Genomic DNA, 24506 nt, shown 5'->3' with positions numbered 1-24506 from the left:
GGTCCGTTCGTCTCAGGCGGCGTGGGGATCCTCGACACGCGGCCAGATGGCGCGTGTGAGGGTGTGGTAGGTGTTGGTCGCCGGATCGTTCGGGTAGGGCCCGTCGACCGCCGCATAGAGGATGTCGGCGGCGATCCGCGAGAAGGCATCGTGGAAGTGATTGGTCGACTTCACAACCAGGATCTTCATCGCCGCCGGGTCGATCCCCATGTTGGCGAAAGCGTCCGGGCTGAAGATCTGCGAGCGCACCGTGTTGAGCACGACGCGCAGGCCGCCAACGCGGATCGTCACCGAATCGCCCAGCGGCACGACGCTGGTGCCGAAGCTCTGCACCGCGTTGCGCACCACCTTTTCCACCGTCACTTCGGCATCGATGGGCTCGCCCGCCGCGGCCGACATCTTGCCGCCGAAGCGCAAGGGGAGCGTCGCGCCTTCGCCAGCGGAAATGCAGGTGCGCACCGCGACCGGGTCCCAGATCGAGGCGAGGGCGGCGTCCGTGAGATCGCGGGCGATCATCTCGCGCAGCACGATGGTGGAATCGCCCGGCACGCCGCCGCCCGGATTGTCCCAGACGTCGGCGATAACGACCGGCCGGCCGTCGATCTCGGCCGCCCTGTCGAGCGCCTCAGCCGGGGTGAGGAAGTCCGGCCGGGTGCGACCGCGGAAGGAGAAGAGCTCCATGCCGAGTTCGCGCGCCAGCTGGTCGCCCTTCGGCCGGTCGCCGTCGGTGATGACGACGAGGCGGGAGCCGAGGTCCGGCACATCGGCGGCCATGAAGCCGTGGATCACCGAGACCGACAGGACGCCGTCATGCCCTTCCAGCGCCTTGAGCTTGTCGACGAAGCCGCGCATGGGCTGGCGGCTGGTCGGCAGCACCTCGATCATCCGGCAGTCGAAGACCGAGATTTCCGGCTTCACCTCGCCGACCGACATGCGGTGGGCGAGATCTATGAGGCTTTCGGCGGCGATGACGAAATCGGTGTGCGGGAATTCCTTGAAGGCGACCAGCAGGTCGGCATTGGCCGTGCGCTTTGCCGACAGGTGGCTGTGCGGATCGAAGGTGGCGCCGACGATCGTGCCCGGCCCGACGATGGCGCGCACCGCCTCCAGAATCTCGCCCTCGCAGTCGAGGCAGCCGTCGGCGACCATCGCGCCGTGCAGGCCGAGCAGCACGATGTCGAGCGGCAGCGCGGCGCGGATCTCGGCCAGCATCTGGTCGCGCAGCAGCTCCCAGGTGCGGGCGTTGACGAGCCCGCCCGGCTCCGCCCAGGTCGCGGTGCCCTCGATCACGTCCCAGCCGTATTGCCGCGCGCGGTCACGGGCGACCGGGAAGACCGCGCTGCACAGCGTCGGCGTTGCGGGGTGCTCGCCGGGGCCGGCATAGAAGCTGTCGCGGAAGTCCTGCAGGTCGGTGCGCAGGGGCGAGAAGGTGTTGGTCTCCGTTGCCAGGGACCCGACGAATACGCGTTTCATTTCGGCCATCAGGCGGCCTCCCCGAGAAGCTGGCCGGCATGGTGGCAGGCACTGGAACGTCCGTTGCCGAGATCCACCGGATCGGGCCGCGTCGAGCGGCAGATGTCGGTGGCGAGCGGGCAACGCGGATGGAAGGCGCAGCCGGAGGGCGGCGAGGCGGCGCTGGCCGGTTCGCCGAGATCGGCGACCGGCTGCCGTCCCGGCCGGATGCGCGGGATGGAGGCGAGCAGCAGGCGCGTATAGGGATGCGCGGGCTTTTCGAAGATGGCGGCCTTCGGCGCCGTTTCGACGATGCGGCCGAGATACATGACGGCGACACGGTCGGAGATGTGCCGCACGACGCCGAGGTCGTGGGAGATGAACAGCATCGAGATGCCGCTGTCGCGCTGCAGGTCCTTGATGAGATTGAGCACCTGCGCCTGGATCGACACGTCGAGGGCGGAGACCGCCTCGTCGGCGATGACGAGGCGCGGCTCGACGATCATCACCCTGGCGATGCCGATGCGCTGGCGCTGGCCGCCGGAGAACTCGTGCGGATAGCGGGTCATCACCTTCGGATCGAGGCCGACCTTCACCAGCGTGTCGGCGATGCGGGCGCGCACCTCCTCGCGGGTGCGGGCAAGGTCGTGGATACGGACCGGTTCGGCCAGCGTCTGCTCGATGGTGAGGCGCGGATTGAGCGAGGCGAACGGGTCCTGGAAGATCATCTGGATCTCGCGGCGCAGCGGCCGGAAGGCGCCCGCCGAAAGTCCCAGAATGTCGCGGCCGCGGAACCGCGCCTCGCCGCTGGTTGCCGGCTCGAGCTTCGTCAGCGTGCGCCCGACCGTGGACTTGCCGCAGCCGCTTTCGCCGACGATGCCCAGCACCTCGCCCTCGGCAAGGTCGAAGGAGACGCCGTCGACCGCCTTGAGGATGCGTTTGGGGCCCGGCAACACGCCGGTCGAGGGCGCGCGGAAGGTGAAGTGGGTCTTCAGGTCGCGGACCTGGAGAAGGGGGGCGGCGTCGGTCATGCGTCCGGCTCCAGCGGGTAGTGGCAGCGGGCGAAATGGGTGGGCGCGAAGGCGGTGAGCGCCGGCTGGTCGCTGTCGCAGCCGGCTCCTGCCCGCGCGCAGCGCGGATGGAAGGCGCAGCCGGCGATGGCCTCGTCGAGCGTCGGGACGCGTCCGGGAATGGCGGAGAGCCGGTCGACGTCCTCGTCGGCCTCGGGAATCGAGTCCAGCAGGCCGCGGGTGTAGGGATGGCGCATGTCCTGGAAGAGCTCGCGCGCACCCGCCGTCTCGACCACGCGGCCCCGATACATCACGGCGATGCGGTCGCAGGTCTCGGCGATGACGCCAAGATCGTGGGAGATCAGCATGACGCCCATGCCGGTCTCCTTCTGCAACTCGACGATGAGATTGAGGATCTGCGCCTGCACGGTGACGTCGAGGGCGGTGGTCGGCTCGTCGGCGATCAAGAGGCGCGGCGAGCCGGCGAGTGCCATGGCGATCATCACGCGCTGGCGCTGGCCGCCGGACAGTTGGTGCGGGAAGCTGTCGATGCGTCCGGCCGGATCGGGGATGCGGACCATGGTCAGCAGCTCCAGCGCCCGGTCGCGGGCGGCACGGCGCGACATCGGCTGATGCTCGCGGATCGCCTCGATGATCTGGTCGCCGATCCGATAGACCGGATTGAGCGAGGTCATCGGCTCCTGGAAGATCATCGACATCTCGTTGCCCATGACCGCGCGGCGCTCGCGCGGCGACAGGCGCAACAGGTCGCGGCCGCGGAAGAAGATCTCGCCGGCAAGAACGCGCACGGGCGTTCCCTCCAGCAGACCCATGATCGCGAGCGAGGTAAGGCTCTTGCCGCAGCCGCTCTCGCCGACGATGCCGAGCGTCTCGCCGGTCGACAGGCTGAGCGAGAGGTCCTGCACCACCGGCAGGATGCCGTCGGGCGTGGCGACGCCGAGCGTCAGGCCGCGCATGTCGAGCAACAGGTCGCTGGCGTCTGTATTCGGGCGCGTCATCTCACACCCCCTTGATGTCGTTACGGAACCGCGGGTCGATGCTGTCGCGCAGGGCGTCGCCGACCAGGTTCATGGAGAAGACGGACAGGATGATCAGCGCGCCGGGGAACAGCAGCAGCCAGGAGGCGCGGGTGACGTAGATGCGCGATTCCGACAGCATGTTGCCCCAGCTCGGGACTTCCGGCGGCAGGCCGAGGCCGAGAAAGTCGAGGGCCGCGGCCTGCAGCTGGGCGAAGGCGAAGATGAAGCTTGCCTGCACCAGGAGCGGCGAGACGAGGTTCGGCAGGATGTGGCGGAAGAGGATGCTGGCATGGCCGGCGCCCGAACACGTCGCGGCATCGACGAAGACCTCGCCCTTGAGTTTCAGCGTCATGCCGAAAAGGATGCGGGCGGTGGTGGTGGCATAGACGATGCCGATGACGATCACCGTGTTGACGACGCTGCGCTCCAGCAGGGTCATCAGCACGAGGGCGAGCAGCAGCGCCGGGAAGGCCATCAGCACGTCGACGACGCGCATGATCACATGGCCGAGGCGGCTGAAATAGGCCGAGACCATGCCGGCGAGGCCGCCGGCGATCAGCGCCACGACGACGCTGCCGATGCCGATGATGATGGCCATGCGCGCGCCGTAGAGGCTGCGCGAGAAGCTGTCGCGGCCGTAGTGGTCGGTGCCGAACAGGTGCTCCAGGCTCGGCGGCGACAGGCGCACGAGCGGGTCGATTTCCAGCGGATCGTAAGGGGCGACGAGCGGGGCGAAGATCGCGGCCAGCGCGACCAGGATCAGCCAGCACAGTCCGGCGGTGGCGAGCCAGCGCCCGCGGAAGATGCGGCCCATGGTGAGGATCGCGGTCATGCCTCAGCTCCCTGGCTTTGCGGCTTGAGAGAACGGGTCCGGGTCATTTCAGCGACACCCTGGGGTCGAGGCGCGCATAGGCGAGGTCGACCAGAAGATTGATGACCATGTAGAGGACGACGATCACCAGGATGACGCCCTGGATGACGGGATAGTCGCGGCGCAGGATCGACTGCACCACGAGGCGGCCGATGCCGGGCAGCGAGAAGACGGTTTCGGTCACCACCGCCTCGGAGACGAGGGCGGCGAAGGTGAAGCCGAAGGCGGCGGCAACGGCGATCAGCGCGTTGCGGAAGACGTGCTTCACCGAGACCTTCCACGGGGCGAGGCCCTTGGCGCGGGCGGTGCGCACATGGTCCTCGCGCTGCACGTCGAGCATGGAGGCGCGCACCAGGCGGATGATCAGCGCGGCGTTCGGCGCGGCAAGGGTGAAGCTCGGCAGCAGGAGGTAGCGCAGGTTGGCGAGCCCGCCGTCGTCGGTCACGGACGGAAAGCCGGACGAGGGCAGCCAGCCGAGGGTCACCGAGAAGATCAGGATCAGGTAGAGACCGAGCCAGAAGGTCGGCACGGAGGCGAAGAGCATGGCGCCGCCGGACGTGACCTGGTCGACCCAGGTGCCGCGATAGCTGGCGGCGACGACGCCGATGGGCACGCCGAGAATGACGATCCAGACCATCGTCATCAGGGCGAGAAGGATCGAGGTCTCCGCGCCGTCGGCGATCACCGAGGTGACGGGGACGCGGAAGAAGATCGACGTGCCGAAGTCGCCCTGCAGCACGTTGCCGAGCCACAGCAGGTATTGGGTGTAGAGCGGCTGATCGAGACCGAGTTCGCGCGTCAGGCTGGCGATCTCCTCGGGCGTGGCGCTATCGCCGAGCAGGACGGCAGCCGGATCGCCGGGGATCAGGTGCACGAAAAGGAAGACCAGCAGCGAGGCGGCGAGCAGCGTCGGCACGAGCGTCAGCAGTCTCCGCAGGGCATATCCGAGCATGAGCGTGACTTTCCGCGAAATGTCGGGAGGCGGCCAGCCCGCCCCCGGCCTGTTGCGAGTGTCGCCCTAGGGACGGAGTTTCGCAAAGGCCGGAGGGGACCGAGGGGATCGTGCGTTACTTCGAGACGTTCCAGAAGTGCGGCCAGATCAGGGTTGCTTCGCCGAGGCCCTTAAGCGCCGGGGAGGCAATGTTGTAGGTGTAGACGTCGCCCGTCTTCATGGTCGGGACCTGCTCGTAGACGAGCGCCTGCAGCTCGCCCCACAGCTTCTGCCGCTCCGCCGGATCGGCCGAGGCGGTGAACTTCTCCGAAAGCGCGGTCTTTTCCGGCGTGGCCCACCAGCCGGGATAGTTCGGGTTCATCACCGAGATCAGGATCGGATCCGGCACGAAGCCGTGATGGGTGAAGAACAGGTCCCACTGGTCCGGCTCGCCGCGCTTCTTGATGAGCGTCGCCCAGTCGTAGACCTGCAGGTCGATGTTGAAGCCGGCCTGGGCAAGCTGCTTGGTGTAGACGATCGCCGTGTCGTAGTGGAACGGGTAGTTGGTCGACACCATGAACTTGATCGGCTCGCCGTTGTAGCCGGCTTCCTTGGCCAGCTCCTTGGCGGCCGCCGCATCGCCCTTGCTGAAGTTCTCGGCGCCGGATTCGGTGTACCAGACATTGCCCTGCGGCATGAACGAGCCGTTGGCACGCCACAGCTTCTCCGGACCGATGGCGACCTGAAGCGCCGGCGTCTTGTTGATCGCCGTCTGGATGGCGCGGCGCAGGGCGAAGTTCTCCTTCAGTGGGCCTTCCTTGGAATTGAGGAAGACGAGACCGAAGATCGGGCCGCCGTTGAGGATCGTCGTGACGTCCGGGCTGGCATCGAGGGCATCGAAGAGGTCGCCTGGGATGTTCTCGGCGTAGTCGTAGTCGCCGGCCTGCAGGCCGCTGACGCGGGTGCCGACATCGGGAACCGGGATGAAGCGGAGCGCATCGAACTCGGCCTTGCGGGTGCCGCCATAGCCGTTCGCCTCGCCTTCCGGCGAATCGTAGTCGTCGAAGCGGACGAGCTCGACATGGCGGTTGGGCTGCCATTCGCCGAAGCGGTAGGGACCGGTGCCGATGTAGTTTTCCGGTGCGATCGGCTCCTTGCCGGCGCCTTCCATCACGGAGGCCGGGTAGATCGCCGGGCCGCCGTTGATGAAGGCCAGAAGGTTCTTCCAGGGGCCGAAGGGTTGGCTGAGGCGCAGGGTGACCTCATGGTCGCCGGTCGCCTCGATGCTCTCGACATTCGAGAACAGCAGGCTGCCGCGCGAGCCGAACTCGCCCCAGCGCTTCAGCGAGGCGACCACGTCCGCCGAGGTCATGTCGGTGCCGTTGTGGAAGGTCACGTCCTTGCGCAGGGTGATGACGATGGTGCGCCCGTCATCCTCCAGCCGGTCGCTCTCGGCCAGAAGCGGCACGGGCGAATTGCTGGCGTCGAAGGTGTAGAGACCCTCGAACATGTGGTGGGCGATGGTCGTCGACAGGTCCGAGGTGACGACGTGCTGGTCGAGGCTGGGCGGCTCGCCGACAGTGGCGTAGCGCAGCGTGCCGGCCGCAAAGGCGGTGCTGGCCATGGATGTCGCGATCGCCGCGGCGAACACGGTTTTCCAGCGGGGGTTCCGAAACATTCCATTCCTCCAAATACAGGGTCCTCTGGGTAGCCCGAATGGGCTACACGGGCGGGCGACGTGCAGTCGCCGGCCGTGCAGCCATCCCACGATCTGCCGTGTCTGCGCCGGCTGTTCGTTGTGTAAAAAATTTTCATAATCTGCCTAAACTGTCAAACGGGAATTTGAGTTTCCCGCTAAACTGCGGTAGATAATGAAAGAAACTTTCATATTGAGCCGAGGATTTCCATGACCAAGGGCATCACCCGTCACGACACCGCCGATCTCGCCGCCGGCGGGCAGAAGCGTCCCTTCGCCAAGGCGGTCACCGCCGGCGGGTTCGTCTACGTCTCCGGCCAGGTGCCCGTGGAAGGGGGTGAGATCATCACCGGCGGCATCGTCGCGCAGACCGAAAAGGTGATCGAGAACATCAAGTCGGTGCTGGCGCTGGCCGGCTGCGGGCTGGAGCATGTGGTGAAGGTCAATGTCTGGCTGGACGATGCCCGCGACTTCTCCAGCTTCAACGCCGTGTTCGAGCGGCATTTCGGGGCCCACCCTCCGGCGCGCTCCACGGTGCAGTCGCCGTTGATGGTGGATGCGAAGGTCGAGATGGATGTCATCGCCTACAAAGCCGATTAATCTTGCCCCGGAAACCGGGGCGGATGGCAGGGAAGGGGCCGGGGGCGTGTCCAAGGTGATCGATATCATCGCGCAGCTCAGGCGGCTCGACGGTGCCTTCCCCAAGCGCGAGCAGCGGGTTGCCGACTACGTGCTGGCGAACCTGGAGACCATCGCCTACCAGCGCCAGAGCGAGATCGCCCAGGGCGCCGGGGTGTCCGATGCCACGGTCAACCGGTTCTGCCAGACGCTCGGCTGCGACGGGTTCAAGGACTTCAAGATCCGCCTCGCCCAGAGCGTGGCCGTGTCGCTGCAATACATGGACGTGCATGCGCCCGACAGCGGGTCGCTGTCGGACGCGCTGGTGGCGCAGGTGTTCGGCGCGCTGATGGACACGCTCAACCGGGCGCGGGCGCAGCTCGATCCGCTGGCCGTGGAGGCGGCGATCGACCTCTTGGCCGGGGCGCGGCGGATCGTCTTCTTCGGCGTCGGCGGCGGGTCGGCCAACGTGGCGCGGGAGGGGGCGAACCGCTTCTTTCGTCTCGGCGTGCCGGCGGAGGCGCATTCGGACGGCTATCTGCAGCGGATGATCGCCTCGACGCTGGAACGCGGCGATGTGGTCTTCGCGATCTCGGCGAGCGGGACGCCGGCCGAGCTGCTCGACAGCGTCGCCATCGCCCGCCAGTACGGGGCCCAGACGCTGAGCCTGACCAAGGCCGGCTCGGACCTGGCCGGCGCCACGGACATCGCGCTCGGCCTCGACCTGCCGGAAGATCAGGACATCTACAAGCCGAGCGCCTCGCGGCTTGCCTATGTGGCGATCATCGACGTGCTGGCGGCCGGCGCCGCGCGCAAGCGGCCCGAGCGCGTGCGCGAATATCTGCGCCGTATCCGCACCTCGCTGGTGCCGCTGTCCAAGGATGTGGGCCCCAAGCCCATCGGCGACTGACCGGCCTTTCCGGCCGGGGTCCAGCGCGACCGAGGCTCCCGCGCAAGGTGTTGCCGGTTCTTGCGCATCTGCGCGCAAAGCGACGCTGCGGAAGGGGCTGGCTATCCGGTTTCATTATATCTGCTTCGAATATTGGTATTTGATTGACATACCACTCTGCCGTCTCCTTGGCTGAGAAAAACGTGCGGACGACCGCGGGGCGGGGGCCCCGAAAGAAGCGGCGCCGTGCGCGAGCCAGCCAGTGCGGGGAGCCATAGATGTCGAGACTTGCGGCCTTCAATTTCCAGAAATGGATCGACGAGCACAAGCACCTGCTGAAGCCGCCGGTCGGCAACCAGCAGGTCTTCAAGGACGCGGATCTCATGGTCACGGTGGTCGGCGGGCCGAACAAGCGCACCGACTATCACGACGATCCGGTCGAGGAGTTCTTCTACCAGCTCAAGGGCGACATGGTCCTGAAGCTCTACGACGGCAAGGAGTTCTACGACGTGCCGATCCGCGAGGGCGAGATCTTCCTGTTGCCGCCGCATGTGCGCCATTCGCCGCAGCGTCCGCAGGAGGGGTCGATCGGCCTCGTCATCGAGCCGTCCCGCCCCGAAGGCGCGCTCGACGCCATCGAGTGGTACTGCTTCGAGTGCCAGCACCTGGTCCATCGCGCCGAGCTCGACCTGGAGTCGATCGTCGACGACCTGCCGCCGGTCTACAAGGCGTTCTATGCCTCGGAGGAAGACCGCACCTGCCCGAATTGCGGCACGGTGCATCCCGGCAAGGAGCCGCCGGAAGGCTGGGTCGTTCTCTGAGCGAGCCGGGGACAATCGCGTCCATTCCCATCGACTGAAGACGGCCGGCCCGCCCGCCGGGGCAGCGCCGTGCCGGGAGGAGCATCACATGACCAAAACCAAGCATCTCGCGCGTTTCTTGCCCGCGACCATCGCCCCTGTCGCAATCGCCATGGTGGCGCTGGGCGCCGGACATGCGGAGGCCAAGGAATTCCGCCTCGGCCTGATCACACCGCCGCCGCATATCTGGACGGTTGCGGCCAACTCGTTCGCCGACGAGGTGAAGTCGGCCTCCGGCGGCGAGCACAGCGTCACCGTGTTTCCCTCGCAGCAGCTCGGCAACGAGGCGCAGATGATGCAGCAGCTGCAGACCGGCGCGCTCGACATGGCCTTCCTGACCATCGCCGAAGTGTCGAACCGCGTGCCCGACTTCGGCGCCTTCTACGCGCCGTATCTCGCCGACGATGTCGGCCATGCGTCTCGCATCCTGCGCTCGGACGTTGCCACCGGCCTGCTCCAGGGTCTGCCGCAGAAGGCGGGCGTGGTCGGCATCGGCTACTCGATGGGCGGGCTTCGCCAGATCGTCAGCCGGTCTCCGGTGACGACGGCGGCGGATCTTTCGGGCAAGAAGCTGCGCATCACCCCGTTCGAGCCGATCAAGGACTTCTACAATGCGCTCGGCGCGGCCTCGACGCCGATGCCGCTGCCGGCGGTCTATGATGCGCTCGCCAACGGACAGGTCGATGCCATCGACATGGATGCGGAGCTGATCTGGGGGCTCAAGTACTACGAGCACGCCGACACGATCCTGTTGTCCAACCACATGATGTTCCCGATGGTCGGGCTGGTCTCGGCCAAGGTGTGGCAGGGCCTGTCCGAGGGCGACCGCAAGATGGTCGCGGACCTGATGAAGCGCCATCTCGACGGGGCCATCGACACCTATGTCCAGAAGGAAGGCGAGTGGCTGCTGTCCATCGAGGGCACGGGCAAGACGGTCGTCGAGGCGGATGCCGCATTCTTCGCCGATGCCATCGCCAAGTGGGAGGCGATCTGGACCGAGAAGGCCCCGGCGCTTGCCGATCTGCGCAAGGTGGCCGAAGAAACTCGCTGAGGAGGGATGCGCCGGGCGGCAGTCGTGTCGCCCGGACGATCCGCCGAGATTGCCGGCGCGGGATGGCGTTGCGTCGCCGCCCGCGCCGTTTCGGGCCAGAGGGAGGGAGGTCCCGCGATGCTCTACCGCCTGTCGGCCTTGTGGGCGCGCTGCGAAATCGCCGTGGCCGCCGTGCTTGCGGGGGCTATTACCGTCCTGATCCTGATCAACGTCGCCACGCGCACCGCCCGCATGGCGATCTACTGGATCGACGAGGCGGCGATCTACACGATGATCTGGATGACCTTCCTTGCCGCATCCGCTGCCGTGCATGATCGCAGCGCCGTCGCGGTCACGCTGGTCGGCGACATGCTGTCGGACCGGGCGAGAGCGCGCCTCACGGCAGCGCTCGATATCGTCGCGCTCGGTTTCGGCCTGGCGCTCGGCTGGTTCTGCTGGCTGTGGTTCGATCCCGCCGGCCTTGCAGCTGCCGGCTTCGACATCGAGACGTTCCAGGGCAACACGTTCAACTTCATCTATGCGGAACCGACCACCACGCTGGGGATCCGCAAGGCCTGGATCTGGATGATCATGATCCTCTTCACCTTCGGTTTCCTGCTGCATGCGGCGGCGAACCTGTCGCGTTCGCTTCCCGCGCTCGGAACAGCAGGCAGGAGCGGCGAATGACCGGCGTCGTCTTTCTGGTCCTGCTTTTCGCCGGCGTGCCGATCAGCCTCGTGCTGTGCCTGTCGGCGGTCTGGTATATTCAGGCGAGCGGCAACGAGGTGCTGTATTCCAGCTTTGCGCAGCAGCTTTTCGCCGGTGTCGAGAGCTATGGATTGCTGGCGATCCCGCTGTTCATGCTCACCGGCGAGCTGATGAACGAGGGCGGCCTGACCCAGCGGCTGATCCAGGCAGCGCGGGTCTTCGTCGGCGGGTTTCGCGGCGGTCTTGCCTATATCAACCTGCTCGCCAACATGTTCATGGCGGCGATCATCGGCTCGGCCGCCTCGCAGATCGCGGTGATGTCGCGGGCCATGGTGCCGGCGATGGAGGAGGAGGGCTACCGACGGGAGTTCGCCGCCGCGACGACGGCGGCCGGAGGGCTGCTGTCGCCGATCATTCCGCCCTCCATGCTGTTCGTCATCTACGGTGTGCTGGCGCAGATCCCCATCGGCGACATGTTCATGGCCGGTATCCTGCCGGGGCTGATCCTCTCGGCGAGCTTCTTCGTCATCGTTGCGCTGGTCGGCCTCAAGGAGCAGTTCCCGAAGGGCGAGTGGATGTCGCCGGGCGTGGCGCTCGCCGCGATCCGCGATTGCCTGCCGGCCGCGCTCATTCCGCTGGCCATCGTCGGCGGCATTCTCTTGGGCATCGCGACACCGACGGAGTCGGCGGCGGTCGCCTCGCTGGTGGCTTTCGTGATCGGTCGCTTCGTCTATGGCGAGCTGAAGATCACCCGGCTCGGCGCGCTGTTCGTGCGCACCGCCGCAAATTCCAGTCTCGTGATCTTCCTGATCGCCTCGGCCAATGTCTTCGGCTGGGTGATCATCTACGAGGCGATCCCGCAGAAGCTGGCGGCGCAGATCACCACGCTTACCTCTGATCCCTTCGTCTTCCTGCTGATCGTCAACCTGGCGCTGTTCCTGATCGGCATGGTGATCGACGGCATCGCCGCGGTGATCCTGGTGGTGCCGATCCTGCTGCCGATCGCACAGACCCACTATGCCATCGACCCGTTCCAGTTCGGGGTGATCGTCTGCCTCAACCTGGTGCTGGGGCTGCTGACCCCGCCGGTGGGAGCAGGGCTCTATATCGCCTCGGCGATGAGCGGGGCGAAGCCGATGGCGATCTTCCGCGCGCTCTATCCGTTCCTGGCGGCGGTTGCCGCGGTGCTGCTGCTGCTGAGCTGGGCGCCGTCGATCTCGACAGTGCTGATCCGCTGAAACCCGTTCAGAAGGTCGCGGCGACCTGGCGCAGCTGCTCCAGGAAGAAGCTCGCGGCCGGCGTCAGGCTGCGGCCCTTGCGGTAGGAGACGCCGACCGGGCCGATGGGGATCGGGACGTCCCAGGGGACACGGGCGAGGATGCCGGCGGCGATGTCCTGCTCGGCGACGTGGCTCGGCAGGACGCCGATCATGCTGGAATTGACCAGCAGGCTGCGATTGGCGAGGAACGACACCGATTCCACCGCATTGATCGGCGAGGACAGGCCGTGATCGAGGAAGACCATGTCGATCTGCCGGCGCAGGGTCGTTTCCGGCGGCGGCAGGATCCAGCCGTACTCCATCATGTCGGCGAAGGTGACCTTCTTGCGCTCCTGCAGCGGATGGCCGACGCGGGTGACGGCGATGACCTTCTCCTCGTAGAGCCGTTCCTGCAGCAGCTCGTCCCGGTGCCGGTGCGTTGGCAGCCGTCCGACCACCAGATCGAGCTCGCCGGACCGCAGCGCCGGCATCAGCACCTCGTTGGTGCCTTCCTGGATCTTGATCGACAGGTTGGGCTTTTCGGCGAGGACCCGGGCGATGGTGCGGGGCAGAAGCAAGGCCGAGGCGGCCAGCAGCGTGCCGACGACGATCCGGCCGCTTGAGCCTTCCGACAGGTCGTCGAGCTCCTGCGCGGCATGAGAGATCTGCGCGAAGATCAGCTTGCCGTGGCGGGCCAGCGCCTCGCCGTAGATGGTCGGGACGACGCCCCGGTTGGTCCGCTCGAAGAGCATGACGCCGAAGTCGGTCTCCAGATCCTTGATCAGCTTGGTGGCGGCCGGCTGCGACAGGTTCAGCTCGCGTGCGGCATGCAGGATCGAATTGTGCCGCTCGACCGCCACCAGCAGGCGAAGCTGCTTCAGCTTCAGCCGGGTCAGGATCCGCTCGACGATGCGGAAATGCTTCGGTGTCGGTTCGCTCATCGGCCGTCCTTGCGCGAGAGGCGCGCCTTCAGCCGGTACCTGATCGACCGGGCTCACGCAACCAGGATCGGCTCTTCGAGTGAGAGCGCGGCGTTGATCATGCTCATGGCGGTGAGGGCCGACGACTTCGGATTGTCGGCCAGCTGGTACCCATTGAGGCGCAGCGAGAAACTGCCGAAAGCGCCTTCCGCCTCCAGCTCGTGGCAGTTGGAGGTGCAGGCCGGATCGGCGACGAGCTCCACCCCGGTCGCGTCGAAGCCGATGCCGGCAAGGGCGACGCTGGCGGTGACGTTGGCGTTCTTGGGGTAAAGGCGCGCGGCCTCGCGCGCCGTGCCGCGAAAATGGATCCGGGCGTCCGCGAGACTGTCGAGGTCGAGCACGGTTTCGGCCGGCGTGCCGCGCCAGCTGGCGACCGGCTTGCGGCCGCGATAGGTCACCCGGTCGAGCCCGCCGCGCCGCGCCGCCGACAGGACGTCGAGACCGCCGATGGCGCCGGAGGCGATGCGAAGGCGGGCGCCGGAGGCGGAGGCCGCCTTTGCCAGCGTTTCATAAAGCTCCTCATCGGCCAGCGCACCGGCGGAGACGCTGACGAGATCGATGCCGCGTTCCAGGATGGCGGCGCCATGGGCGATCAGGCCCGGATGGCCGGCGCAGTCCAGCACCAGATCGGGACGGGTCGCGAGGCCGTCGATGCTATCGACCACGGCGATGTTCGGGCCGGCGGCCTCCCGTGCTGCGGCCAGGCGTCCGGCGCGGCCGATCACGCCGCCGAGCTGTACGGCGGAGGACGCGGAAATGGCGCGGATGACGTGGCTGGCGATGGCACCGTAGCCGATGATCGCGACGTGTTTCATGCAAGACTCCGAAGGATATCCTGTCGCCCATCCTGCGTGATCGGCAGACGGTTTGCTATCCAATATCCAGATAGCAGATTTGAAACATGATATTTGCTGCGATATCTGAACGACGCCACTCTCCGCCAAGACAGATGCCGGCCCGTTATGAGGGCAGGCCGTGGGAGGACGGGTGGCAGCCGTGACGATGAAGACCGGGCACGCTTCGCAGACGGTGCGGGACGAGGACGAATCCGCCGCCAATGCGCTCGTCGGGCGTGCCGTGCGCCGCCGCGAGGACGATGCCCTTGTGACCGGGCAGGGCCGTTACGTTTCCGACATTCCGCTTCATGATGCGCTGCATATCGCCTTCGTCCGCAGCCCCTTGCCGCGCGGCGCGATCCTGAGCTGCGATGTCGAGGCCGCGCGGGAGATGGATGGGGTCGCCCATGTGGTGACGGGCGAGGATCTTTCCGGCTTTGGTCCGCGGGAAGGCGATGCCCTCGGCAGGCTCGCCGTCAATCCGGTCCTGCCGTTCGAGGGCGAGGCCGAATTTCCTGTCCTTGCGCGCGGCTTTGTTGCGGCCGTCGGCCAGCCGGTTGCGGCGGTTCTCGCGAGCGGGCGTTCCCTTGCGCAGGATGCCGCGGACCTGGTCGGCGTCGACATCGATGAGGACGGCGCGGCGCCGGACTATTCCGGCGCGGATGTGCCGGGCTTTCGCGGCGACTGGTCCAGCGGCGACGTTGACGCAGCCTTTGCCGCGGCCGCCCTTGTGGTCGAGGTGGAGGTGCAGCATCCGCGTCTTGCGCCGTCTCCTCTCGAGCCGCGTGCGATTGCCGTCGACTACGACGCGGAGCGGGATCGTGCGCTGGTCTGGTATTCGAGCCAGACACCGCACCGGGCGAGGCGTGAGCTCTGCCGGATACTCGGCATCGAAGAGGCGCGAATCGCGGTCCGGGCGCCGGATGTCGGCGGTGCCTTCGGCATGAAGGCCTCGCTCTATCCCGAGGAGGTATTCGCCGTCTGGGCCGCCTTCCGCTTTCGCCGTTCCATCCGCTGGGCGTCGAGCCGCAGCGAGGACCTGATGTCGGCAACCCACGGCCGCGGGGCGCGCAGCCGGGGGCGGCTGGCGCTCGACTCCGAGGGCCGCTTTCTGGCGCTGGCGGCCGAGGTGGACTGCCCGCTCGGCCACTGGCTGCCCAACAGCGCCGGCATTCCGGCCTGGAATGCAGGGCGGATCCTGCCGGGCGGCTACGACATTCCTGCGGTCGATATCCATTCCCGAGCAAAGCTCACGCACAGCGCGGCGGTTGGCATCTATCGCGGTGCGGGGCGTCCGGAGGCCAATTGCCTGATGGAGCGGCTCGTCGACGAGGCGGCAAGCGCCAGCGGTATCGATCCGCTGGAAATCCGCCGCCGCAATTTGCTGGCACCTGACCGGCTGCCGCATGCGGGGCCGACCGGTACAAAGCTCGATTCCGGCCGCTATGCCGAACTTCTCGACAAGCTGGCAGGGGATGCGGACTACGACCGGCTGAAGGGGCGGCGCGACCGGATCCGGGCAGAGGGCGGCGTCGCCGGCCTCGGCCTTGCCTTCTATGTCGAGCCCTGCGGGACGGGCTGGGAAAGCGCGAGGGTGACGCTGCATCCGGATGGGCGCGCAGAGGTGGCGAGCGGTGGTAGCAGCCAGGGGCACGGCCGCGAAACGGCCTTCGCCCAGATTGCGGCCGACCGGCTGTCCCTGCCGCTTGAGCGGGTGCGCGTGCTGCACGGGTCCACCGAAGACTGCCCGACCGGCATCGGCGCCCTGGCCAGCCGCAGCACGCCGATCGGCGGAAGCGCGCTCGCCGAGGCCTGCGATGCCGTTCTGGGCAAGCTTGCGGATGGCGCGGACCGCGGCAAGCCGGTGAGTGCCGAGGTGGTTTACGAGGCCAAGGGCGAGGCCTGGGGCTACGGCGCCTATCTCGTTCTTCTGACCATCGATCCGGACACCGGAACGCCGACCATCGAAGAGGCGCATTGCTGCGACGACATCGGCACGGTGATCAACCCGATGATGGTCGAGGGCCAGATCCGGGGCGGCTTTGCGCAAGGGATCGGCGAGGCCTTGATGGAGCGGATCGTCTATGACGCCGACGGTCAGCTGTTGACCGGCTCGCTGATGGATTACGCGCTGCCGCGTGCCTCCGACATGCCGCACCTTTCCATCGGCAAGATGTCCACGCCATCGCCCGCCAACGCGCTCGGCGCCAAGGGGGTCGGCGAGGCCGGCACCATCGGTGCCCCGGCCGCGATCCTCAATGCCGCCAACGACGCGCTGCGCCCCCATGGCGCCGCGATCCAGTCCATGCCGCTGACCGCCGAGGCGCTGTGGCGCGCCCTGCGCTCGGCTCCAACGAGGTGACCGAAATGAATTATTCGAGGCTCGACGCCAAGGCCTATGCCCGTGCCAACATGAAGGGGATCTGGGCAGCGGCGCTCAATCCGTTCCGCGAGGATTTCTCCTTTGACGAGGACGGCCTGCGGTCCAACATCCGCCACTGGGTGGACGATCTTGCCATCGCCGGGCTCTTCATCGCCGGCAAGCAGGGCGAGTTCTTCTCCATGTCGCTCGCCGAGCGCAAGCGCAACTTCGAGATCGCGGTGGAGGAGACGGCGGGCAAGGCGGGGACGATCATGTCCTGCTCGGACCAGAACTTCGACACGGTGATCGAGCTTGCCCGGCACGCGGAAGCGGTGGGCGCCGACTACATCGTGGTGCATGCGCCGATCCTGCATTTCATCAGCGATCAGGACGACACGGTCTACGAGTACTACAAGGCGATCTGCGAGCGGGTGAACATCGGCATCGCCATGTGGAGCCACCCGGATTCGGGCTATCTGATGAGCCCGGAGCTGTGCGCCCGCGTGGCGGAGCTGCCGAACATCGTCGCCATCAAGTACAGCGTGCCGCGGCCGATGTATGTGAAGCTGACGGAAATGGTCGGCGACAAGATTCTCGTCTCCACCGCCTCCGAAGAGGAGTGGCTCGACAATATTCTCGAGCTCGGCTGGCAGCTCTACCTGTGTTCCTCGCCGCCCTATCTGCTGCAGACCGCGAAGGACCGGCGCATGCACGACTACACGCAGGCGGCCTTTGCCGGCGATGCGGAGCGGGCGAAGGCGGTCAGCGCCAGCCTCGATCCGGTGCGCAAGGCGCTGCGCGGCACGCGGCCCGGCGGCAAGCCGCAGGCGCACCAGAAATACTGGCAGGAGCTCCTGGGCCAGGTCGGCGGGCCGGTGCGCCCGCCCTTGCTGCAGCTGACCGATGCGGAGCGGGAGGCGACCCGCGCCGCCTTCGAGACTTGCGGACTGACGCTCTGAGGCATCTGCCGCGGCTCAGGCCTGCGGCAGGTCGGTGTTCTCCGCGTCCGGCGTCAGTGTCTGCTCCGCTTCGGCTGTCGGCTGGCGGGTGAAACCGGAGACGCCGGCCGTTTCCTCGTAGTCGCGGGGGATTTCCACCGGGCTGGAGGCATAGGCGGTGATCAGTTCGGCCAGCGAGCGCAGTGCATGCATGTGGATGCGCTCGTAGCCGTGCGAGCTGTCGACGCCGAAGGTGATCAGCGCGGTGCGCACGTCGGCACCGGCCTCGATGGCGCTGGCGGAGTCCGAGCGGTAGTAGCGGAAGACGTCCTTCTGGTAGCGGATGTCGTGCTCCTGGCACAGCTCCACCAGCTTCTTCGTCAGATGGTAGTCGAACGGGCCTGTCTGGTCGGCCATCGAGAAGGTGACGCCGAATTCGCTCGAGTTCTGACCCGGCGCCGTGGTGCCGTTGTCGACGGCAACCAGCGAGGCAACGTCGTGGGTGATGATCGAGGAGGCGCCGACGCCGACTTCCTCGGCGATCGTGAACAGCCAATGGATGTCGACGGGCGTTTCCGCCTCGGCCTCGGTCATGGCCTTCAACGCGGCGAGCATGACTGCAACGCCCGCCTTGTTGTCGAGATGCCGGGAGATGATGAAGCCGTTGTCCAGGAATTCCGGCTGCGGGTCGATGGCGATGATGTCGCCGACCTCGATGCCGAGGCGATCCAGGTCGGCACGGCCGAAGGCGAGGGCATCGACGCGCAGCTCCACGTGATCCCAGCCGATGGGCGAGGTGTCGATCTCCTCGTTGAAGGTATGGCCGGAGGATTTGAGCGGCAGGATGGTTCCGCGATAGGCGCCGGAATAGGAATACAGCGTCGCGCGTGCGCCTTCGGCGAAGCGTGCGGACCAGTTGCCGATGGGCACCAGCGCCAGCCGGCCATTGTCCTTGACGAACTTTACCTGGGCACCGAGCGTGTCGAGATGCGAGACGAGCGCCCGGGCGCCGCGGTCCTGGCGGCCGCGTCGGATCGCGCGGATGGCGCCGCGGCGTGTCAGCTCGACCGGCAGCCCCAGTTGTTCCAGCTGGGCCGAGACATACCGCACCACCGTGTCCGTGTAGCCGGTGGGGCTCGGGATCGCGAGCAGCGCCTTGAGGGTCTCGGCCAGATAGTCCGTATCGATGCTCAGTCGTGTCATGTAGCCCCCTGGTTGGCATGCTGGTCGGCGACGACCTGGCGGGCTGTGGCCGGCATGGACAGCGGGAACAGCAGGTCGACGAAGCGCTCTGCCGTCGGCTGCGGTTCGTGGTTTGCCAGGCCCGGCCGTTCGTTCGCCTCGATGAACCGGTAGTCGGCCTCCGTGGGGGAGGCGACCATCAGGTCGATGCCGGTTACCGGAATGTCGATGGCGCGGGCCGAGCGCACCGCCGCCTCGACAAGCGCCGGATGGACGATGTCGGTGACGTCGTGGATCGTGCCGCCCGTATGCAGGTTCGCGGTCCGGCGCACCTGCAGCTGGGTGCCGCTGTCCAGGACATCGTCCAGCGTATAGCCGGCCTGGGCAATGGTGCGGTCGGTCTCCGCGTCGAGCGGAATGTGGGATTCGCCGCCCGTTGCCGCGCCGCGGCGGCGGCTCTGGGCCTCGATCAACTCGCGAATGGTGCTGCGGCCGTTGCCGACGATGGTCGGAGGGCGGCGGACGGCGGCGGCGACCAGCCGGTAGTTGATGACGATCAGCCGAAGGTCCTGGCCCTCGACGCACTCCTCCACCAGCACCGTGTCGCAGAGCTGGCGGGCCTCATCGATGGCAGCGCGCATGTCGTCCATGGAGGTCAGGCCGACGGCAACGCCGCGTCCCTGCTCGCCGCGCGCAGGCTTGACGACGACCTTGCCGTGTTCGCGCAGGAAGGTTTCCAGCGCGTCGTCGCCGGCACTCGCGAGGATCTGTGCCGGCACATGCACGCCGGCGCCCTCGACCACCTTTCGCGTCGCGGTCTTGTCGTCGCAGATCGACATGGCCACGGCGCTGGTCAGCTCGCTGAGGCTCTCGCGGCAGCGGATCGTGCGACCGCCCTGGGACAGCGAGAAGAAGCCGTGTTCGGCGTCGGTCACCTCGACGCGGATGCCGCGGCGGCGCGCCTCGCGCACGATGATCGTGGCATAGGGGTTCAGCGCATCGTCGACATCCGGACCGGTGTAGAGCGTCTCGTTGATGAGGTTCTTCCGCTTGACGGTGAAATAGGGCACTCGTTGGAAGCCGAGCTTTTCGTAGAGCGCGATGGCCTGCTCGTTGTCGTGCATGACCGACAGGTCGAGATAGGCAAGGCCGCGCGCCGCGAAATACTCCGCCAGATGACGTACGAGGGCCTGGCCGACGCCGGGATGGCGCGCCTGCGGGTCGACCGCAAGGCACCACAGCGAGCCGCCGCGCTCGGGATCGTTGAACGCGCGAAGGTGATCGACCCCGGTCACGGTGCCGAGGATCTCGCCGCTGACCTCGTCCTCCGCCACGAAATAGCAGATCGACCGGGCATCGCGCTTGGACCAGAAGAAGTCCGGCGGCACGGGGACCATGCCGCGACCAGCGTAGATGCGGTTGATCTCGTCCGCATCCGCCTGCGAGGTGAGCCGGCGCAGGAAGAAGCCGGAGGGCGCCCGCTTGGACGCCCGGTAGGTGGAGAGGTCGAGGCGGAACGTATGAGAGGGATCGAGAAAGATCTCCTGCGGGGCGTTGGCCAGCAGCACATGCGGATCGCGCACATAGACGGCGATGTCGCGGCGGTCGGGCAACTCGCCCTCCAGCGTCGCCACGAGCCGCTCGGGCTCCGAGAAGGTCTGTCCGAACATCAGGCGTCCCCAGCCGAGGTCGAGCGCGCAGTTGGCGGTGACCGCCGGCGCATCGCTCGGCTGGTTGTCGATCGGCGGCTTGAGGCCGTGCTCGCGCATGCGCTTGAGCCGATGCGAATAGGCGTCCCGGTGCCGTGCGTCCTTCTGGCGGGATTCACGGGGCGTTCGCCCCGATCCTTCGCCGCGCTTCCCCCCGGAGCCGCCGGTCTTGCTTGCCGTCATCGTCGTGTCCTCAGATGTCGTTGGTCTGCAGCCAGAGTTCCAGCAGGGCCACCTGCCAGAGCTCGGAGCCCTGGAGCGGCGTGATGTGGGCCGTCGGATCGGTGAAGAGGCTGTCGAGATAGTCCTTCTGGAACAGCCCGCGTTCCCGCGCCGGAGCGGAGGTCAGGGCATCCCGCACCATGTCGAGATAGGGGCCCTGGATGTATTTCAGCTGGGGCACGGGGAAGTAGCCTTTCTTGCGGTCGATCACCTCATGCGGGACGACCTTGCGGGCGGCTTCCTTGAGGACGCCCTTGCCGCCCTGCGCCAGCTTCAGCTCCGGCGGAATGCGCGCGGCCAACTCGACCAGTTCGTGGTCGAGGAAGGGAACGCGCGCCTCCAGGCCCCAGGCCATGGTCATGTTGTCGACCCGCTTGACCGGGTCGTCGACCAGCATGATCTCGGCATCGAGACGCAGTGCCCGGTCGACCGGGGTTTCAGCCCCGCCCTGCATCAGGTGAGCCGCGACGAAGTCGAGGGCCTCGTCCTTGTCCGCCATCCACTCGGGCGAGAGGTGGCGGCCCATCGTCGCGCGCGAGCGGTCGAAGAAGACGCGGGCATAGTCGGCGACGACATCGTTGGAGCCGGCCAGCGGGGGATACCAGTGATAGCCGCCGAACACCTCGTCGGCGCCCTGGCCCGACTGCACCACCTTGATGTGCTTGGACACCTCGCGGCTGAGCAGGAAGAAGCCGATATTGTCGTAGGAGACCATCGGCTCCGACTGGGCGGCGATGGTGTCCGGGAGCGAGGTCATGAGATCGGCCGAGGGCACGAAGATCTTGTGGTGATCGGTGCCGAAGCGCTCGGCGATCAGGTCGGAATAGACGAACTCGTCGCCCTTCTCGCCATTGGCTTCCTCGAAGCCGATGGAGAAGGTCATCAGGTCCTTCTGGCCCTCCTCGGCCAGCAGGCCGACGATCAGCGAGCTGTCGACGCCGCCCGACAGCAGGACGCCGACCGGAACGTCCGAGACCATGCGGCGGCGCACGGCGAGACGCAGCGCTTCCAGCACCCGGTCGCGCCAGTCGTCGGCGGACAGGCCGCTGTCTTCCTCGCGGCGGGTGTAGGACGCGTTCCAGTAGCGGTGTTCGCTGGAGTGCCCGTCGGCCTCGATCCGGCGCACGGTCGCCGGCGGCAGCTTGCGCACGCCCGACAGGATGGTGCGCGGAGCGGGCACCACCGCATGGAAGCTCATGAAGCAAGTGAGCGCCGCCCGGTCGATACCGGTGTCGACGTCGCCGCCGGCCAGCAGCGCCTGCAGGGTGGAGGCGAAGCGAAGGCGCTTGCCCTTTTCCGCAAGATAGAGCGGCTTGATGCCGAAGCGGTCGCGGGCGAGCGTGACCGACCCGTCGCGGCGGTCATGGATGGCGAAGGCGAACATGCCGTGGAAGCGCTTCACGCAGTCGGCGCCCCAGGCGTGGAACGCCTTGAGGATCACCTCCGTGTCGCCATGCGAGAAGAAGCTGTAGCCCTTGGCCTCCAGCTCCTTGCGTAGCTCCGGGTAGTTGTAGATGCAGCCGTTGAAGACGATGGACAGCTCCAGCGCCGGATCGGCCATGGGCTGGGACGCCTTTTCCGACAGGTCGATGATCTTCAGCCGCCGATGGCCGAGCGCCACGGGCCCCTGTGCCATCACGCCGGATCCGTCGGGACCGCGCGGCGCCAGACGCTCCGTCATCCGGGCAACCGCCTCCGCATCCGCAAATTGTCCATCGAAGCGAAATTCGCCGGCAATACCGCACATGAAAGGAAGCCCCTTTGCTGCATATCGTGTTGCCGCAAGGTCCGGTTTTCCGGGGCTTGCGGATGACTTCTGCCATCGGGGCGGGCACAGGGCCCACCGCATCCGGTGGCTGGCTTGGGTCATTAGTTAGAGTACAAATCATTTGAAATCAAATCTTTTGTGGTGTAATTATCTGTGCAAGCCGCTGGACAAGGCCCAACGCAAGGAGAGACCCGTGACGGATGAACGCGCAGCCGCCCAAAAGGATGCAAGCGATGTCATTCGCTCGATCCGGCGGATCGTGCAGGCGATGGATGTCCGGTCGAAGCGGGTGGCACGCGAGACGGGGCTGACGATCCCGCAGATCGTCGTGCTCAACGCCGTGCGCGATTTCGAGGCGGCGACGACGGCGGAGATCTCGCGCGTTGCGAATATCAGCCCGCCGACGACGGTAACGATCCTGGAGAAGCTCGAATTGCGTGGTCTCATCACCCGGCGCCGGAGCACCGTGGATCGCCGCATCGTCCACACGGAACTGACGGAAACCGGCAAGGGGGTTCTCGCCGAGGCTCCGCCGCTCATTCACAAGCGGTTTTTCTCCGGCATGGCGGCGATGAGCACCGAGGATCAGGCATCGATCATCCGCGCGTTTCACACGGTTGCCGACCTGCTGGAGCCGGATGAGCCGGGCGGGGGAACGGGCAACGGACCTACGGAAGCGGGCCTTTCCGCCTGATCCGCCTTTCAAAAAAGAAAAAGGGCCGGAGCGTGTGCTCCGGCCCTTCTTGTATCGCGATGGATGTTTGCCGGTTCAGGCAAAGACCTCGGTAACTGCGGCGCGCGTCGCCTCGACGATGCTGTCGGCCTCGGCCCTGGTCAGGCAGAGCGGCGGCGCGAAGCCAAGGATGTCGCCCTGGGGCATGGCGCGGCCGATGACGCCGCGCTTCAAGAGGGCGCTGGCAACCGCCGGGCCGACTTTCGCGGATGCGTCGAAGAAGCGGCGCGAGGCCTTGTCGTCGACGAATTCCACCGCGCAGAGCAGGCCTTCGCCGCGTACGTCGCCGACCTTCGCATGGTCGGCAAGGGCCGCACGCATAGCCTCGTTGAAATAGGCGCCAGTCTCGCGGGCATTGGCCACGAGTCCCATTTCGTCGATCAGCTTGAGATTGGCGACGCCGGCAGCAGCGCCGATCGGGTGGGCGGAATAGGTCCAGCCGTGGCCGATCGGTCCGTTCTCGTCGGTGCCGCGCTCCAGCACCTCCCAGACCTTCTTGGAGATGATCGAGCCGGACAGCGGCGCATAGGCCGAGGTGAGGCCCTTGGCGATGGTGATGATGTCGGCCTCGATGCCGTAGTGATCGGAGCCGAACATGGTGCCGAGGCGCCCGAAGCCGGTGACCACCTCGTCGGCGATCATCAGGATGTCGTGCTTCTTCAGGACGCGCTGGATCTGCTCCCAGTAGCCGGCGGGCGGCGGCACGATGCCGCCGGTGCCCAGGACGGGCTCGGCGATGAAGGCGGCGATGGTGTCGGCGCCCTCGTTGGCGATCAGCTCTTCCAGCTCGGCGACGCAGTGGGCCGTGAAGTCGGCTTCGCTCATGTCGAGGTCGGGACGGCGGAAATAGTAGGGCGCCTCGGTGTGGAGCACCTGGGCGAAGGGCAGGTCGAACTTCTTGTGGAAGAGCTCAAGCCCGGTGAGCGAGCCGGTCATCAGGCCGGAGCCGTGATAGCCGCGCCAGCGCGAGATGATCTTCTTCTTCTCCGGCCGGCCGAGGATGTTGTTGTAGTACCAGACCAGCTTGACGTTGGTCTCGTTGGCATCCGAACCGCCGAGGCCGAAATAGACCTTCGACATGTTCGCAGGCGCGCGTTCCACGACCATCTTCGCCAGCGTGATGGAGGTCTCGGTGCCATGGCCGACATAGGCGTGATAGTAGGCGAGTTCCTTCGCCTGGGCGGCGATGGCTTCGGCGATCTCCGTGCGGCCGTAGCCGACATTGACGCAGTAAAGCCCGGCGAAGGCATCGAGGAGGCGATTGCCGTCGCGATCCTGGATGAACACGCCGTCACCGCCGGTGACGATGCGCGAGGGGCTTTCGCCGCGCGCATGCTGCGCCAGATGGGTGGAGGGATGGAAGAAGTTCTCCCGGTCCCACTTGTCGAGCTGGTCGTTGGTCAGCATGGATAG

The 24506-nt window shown here is 66.9% G+C and carries 21 protein-coding genes; 9 read left to right on the top strand and 12 right to left on the bottom strand.

The genetic code is table 11. The features are described 5' to 3' along the window. Positions 1–12: 12 nt before the first annotated feature. The 6 genes from GH266_RS08270 to GH266_RS08245 form a co-directional block, all read right to left on the bottom strand. Positions 13–1482: a M81 family metallopeptidase gene (locus GH266_RS08270; RefSeq protein ID WP_244953796.1), complete on the bottom strand. Its 1470-nt coding sequence runs from the start codon at positions 1480–1482 to the stop codon at positions 13–15. Continuing rightward, positions 1482–2483: an ABC transporter ATP-binding protein gene (locus tag GH266_RS08265; RefSeq protein ID WP_158193464.1), complete on the bottom strand. Its 1002-nt coding sequence runs from the start codon at positions 2481–2483 to the stop codon at positions 1482–1484. The genes GH266_RS08270 and GH266_RS08265 overlap by 1 nt, the downstream gene beginning before the upstream one ends. Further along, positions 2480–3481 (bottom strand): ABC transporter ATP-binding protein, encoded by a 1002-nt coding sequence (locus GH266_RS08260; protein ID WP_158193463.1) that lies wholly within the window; start codon positions 3479–3481, stop codon positions 2480–2482. The genes GH266_RS08265 and GH266_RS08260 overlap by 4 nt, the downstream gene beginning before the upstream one ends. A gap of 1 nt (position 3482) precedes the next feature. Further along, complete coding sequence (locus GH266_RS08255; protein WP_158193462.1) at positions 3483–4334, bottom strand: ABC transporter permease; 852 nt, start codon at positions 4332–4334, stop codon at positions 3483–3485. A 43-nt stretch (positions 4335–4377) separates the two neighbouring features. Then, positions 4378–5325: an ABC transporter permease gene (locus GH266_RS08250; RefSeq protein WP_067219777.1), complete on the bottom strand. Its 948-nt coding sequence runs from the start codon at positions 5323–5325 to the stop codon at positions 4378–4380. Positions 5326–5440: 115 nt separating this feature from the next. Beyond that, complete coding sequence (locus GH266_RS08245; protein WP_158193461.1) at positions 5441–6982, bottom strand: ABC transporter substrate-binding protein; 1542 nt, start codon at positions 6980–6982, stop codon at positions 5441–5443. A 228-nt stretch (positions 6983–7210) separates the two neighbouring features. On the opposite strand from GH266_RS08245, the gene GH266_RS08240 reads away from it, so the two are divergent. From GH266_RS08240 to GH266_RS08215, 6 genes are all read left to right on the top strand, one after another. Further along, on the top strand, positions 7211–7600 hold the full coding sequence (locus GH266_RS08240) for a Rid family hydrolase (protein WP_067335743.1): 390 nt from the start codon (positions 7211–7213) through the stop codon (positions 7598–7600). Between the two features lie 46 nt (positions 7601–7646). Continuing rightward, the gene (locus GH266_RS08235; protein WP_199270478.1) at positions 7647–8528 is read left to right on the top strand and encodes a MurR/RpiR family transcriptional regulator; all 882 of its coding nucleotides are present in this window, start codon (positions 7647–7649) and stop codon (positions 8526–8528) included. Between the two features lie 257 nt (positions 8529–8785). After that, positions 8786–9328, top strand: coding sequence for a 3-hydroxyanthranilate 3,4-dioxygenase (locus GH266_RS08230; protein WP_158193459.1), 543 nt, complete (start codon positions 8786–8788; stop codon positions 9326–9328). Positions 9329–9416: 88 nt separating this feature from the next. Beyond that, positions 9417–10418 (top strand): TRAP transporter substrate-binding protein, encoded by a 1002-nt coding sequence (locus tag GH266_RS08225; RefSeq protein ID WP_209001567.1) that lies wholly within the window; start codon positions 9417–9419, stop codon positions 10416–10418. A 117-nt stretch (positions 10419–10535) separates the two neighbouring features. Continuing rightward, positions 10536–11084 (top strand): TRAP transporter small permease, encoded by a 549-nt coding sequence (locus tag GH266_RS08220; RefSeq protein ID WP_158193458.1) that lies wholly within the window; start codon positions 10536–10538, stop codon positions 11082–11084. Next, positions 11081–12343: a TRAP transporter large permease gene (locus GH266_RS08215; RefSeq protein WP_158193457.1), complete on the top strand. Its 1263-nt coding sequence runs from the start codon at positions 11081–11083 to the stop codon at positions 12341–12343. Before GH266_RS08220 ends, GH266_RS08215 begins: the two co-directional genes overlap by 4 nt. A 7-nt stretch (positions 12344–12350) precedes the next feature. Here GH266_RS08215 and GH266_RS08210 read toward each other — a convergent pair whose 3' ends face one another. Then, on the bottom strand, positions 12351–13304 hold the full coding sequence (locus GH266_RS08210) for a LysR substrate-binding domain-containing protein (protein WP_158193456.1): 954 nt from the start codon (positions 13302–13304) through the stop codon (positions 12351–12353). 53 nt (positions 13305–13357) lie between these two features. Next, positions 13358–14158: an aspartate dehydrogenase gene (locus tag GH266_RS08205; RefSeq protein WP_158193455.1), complete on the bottom strand. Its 801-nt coding sequence runs from the start codon at positions 14156–14158 to the stop codon at positions 13358–13360. Positions 14159–14345: 187 nt separating this feature from the next. Here GH266_RS08205 and GH266_RS08200 point away from each other — a divergent pair, with 187 nt between their 5' ends. Together GH266_RS08200 and GH266_RS08195 are read left to right on the top strand one after the other, a co-directional pair. Beyond that, positions 14346–16541: a xanthine dehydrogenase family protein molybdopterin-binding subunit gene (locus tag GH266_RS08200; RefSeq protein ID WP_158196114.1), complete on the top strand. Its 2196-nt coding sequence runs from the start codon at positions 14346–14348 to the stop codon at positions 16539–16541. A gap of 5 nt (positions 16542–16546) precedes the next feature. After that, complete coding sequence (locus GH266_RS08195; protein WP_158193454.1) at positions 16547–17500, top strand: dihydrodipicolinate synthase family protein; 954 nt, start codon at positions 16547–16549, stop codon at positions 17498–17500. 15 nt (positions 17501–17515) lie between these two features. Here the strand turns inward: GH266_RS08195 and GH266_RS08190 are convergent, their stop codons facing one another. From GH266_RS08190 to GH266_RS08180, 3 genes are all read right to left on the bottom strand, one after another. Then, positions 17516–18682 carry an osmoprotectant NAGGN system M42 family peptidase gene (locus tag GH266_RS08190; RefSeq protein WP_158193453.1) on the bottom strand — a complete coding sequence of 389 codons (1167 nt, stop codon included), beginning with the start codon at positions 18680–18682 and terminating at the stop codon, positions 17516–17518. Further along, positions 18679–20430 carry an N-acetylglutaminylglutamine synthetase gene (gene ngg / locus GH266_RS08185; protein WP_158196113.1) on the bottom strand — a complete coding sequence of 584 codons (1752 nt, stop codon included), beginning with the start codon at positions 20428–20430 and terminating at the stop codon, positions 18679–18681. Before ngg ends, GH266_RS08190 begins: the two co-directional genes overlap by 4 nt. A gap of 133 nt (positions 20431–20563) precedes the next feature. Further along, positions 20564–22339 carry an N-acetylglutaminylglutamine amidotransferase gene (locus GH266_RS08180; RefSeq protein WP_158193452.1) on the bottom strand — a complete coding sequence of 592 codons (1776 nt, stop codon included), beginning with the start codon at positions 22337–22339 and terminating at the stop codon, positions 20564–20566. 142 nt (positions 22340–22481) lie between these two features. Here GH266_RS08180 and GH266_RS08175 point away from each other — a divergent pair, with 142 nt between their 5' ends. Next, positions 22482–23054 carry a MarR family winged helix-turn-helix transcriptional regulator gene (locus tag GH266_RS08175; protein WP_199270475.1) on the top strand — a complete coding sequence of 191 codons (573 nt, stop codon included), beginning with the start codon at positions 22482–22484 and terminating at the stop codon, positions 23052–23054. A gap of 75 nt (positions 23055–23129) precedes the next feature. On the opposite strand, the gene GH266_RS08170 is transcribed toward GH266_RS08175, so the two are convergent. After that, positions 23130–24500: an aspartate aminotransferase family protein gene (locus GH266_RS08170; protein WP_158193451.1), complete on the bottom strand. Its 1371-nt coding sequence runs from the start codon at positions 24498–24500 to the stop codon at positions 23130–23132. Positions 24501–24506 lie beyond the last annotated feature (6 nt).

It is taken from the genome of Stappia indica (genome assembly GCF_009789575.1).
Lineage (GTDB): Bacteria > Pseudomonadota > Alphaproteobacteria > Rhizobiales > Stappiaceae > Stappia > Stappia indica_A.
Note: the sequence above shows the minus strand (reverse complement) of the source record. Positions and strands in the feature narration are given on the sequence as shown.